Source organism: Streptomyces sp. SID13726 (assembly GCF_010548375.1).
GTDB lineage: Bacteria > Actinomycetota > Actinomycetes > Streptomycetales > Streptomycetaceae > Streptomyces.
The window spans coordinates 1-420 of record NZ_JAAGLY010000568.1; the positions used below are offsets into that span (position 1 = coordinate 1).

Genomic DNA, 420 nt, shown 5'->3' on the forward strand with positions numbered 1-420 from the left:
CGCCCTCGACTACGCGGCCCTGGACCGGCGCGCCAACCGGATCGCCCACCGCCTGCGCGCCCTCGGCGCCGGCCCCGGCACCCTGGTGGGCGTCTGCCTCTCCCGCGGCCTCGACATGCCCGCCGGGCTCCTCGGCGTCCTCAAGTCCGGAGCCGCCTTCGTCCCCCTCGACCCCGACTACCCGGCGGCCCGCCTCGGCCACGTCCTCGGCGACGCCCGCCCCGCCGCCGTCCTCGTCGACGCGGCCAGCACCGCCCGGCTGACCGCCGCGGCCGCCCTCGCCGAGGGCGCGGATCCCGTCCTGCTCGACCTGTCGGCCGCCTCCCTCGAGGACGTCCCCGACACCGACCCGGGCGTCACCGTCGGCGCGCACGACCTCGCGTACGTCACGTACACCTCGGGCTCCACCGGAAAGCCCAA

General features: G+C 78.1%; 1 protein-coding gene. It reads left to right on the forward strand.

The window, feature by feature from the left end; all coding sequences use genetic code 11:
* On the forward strand, window positions 1–420 hold a 420-nt coding region (locus tag G3I78_RS49165), incomplete at both ends, for an AMP-binding protein (RefSeq protein ID WP_164437165.1).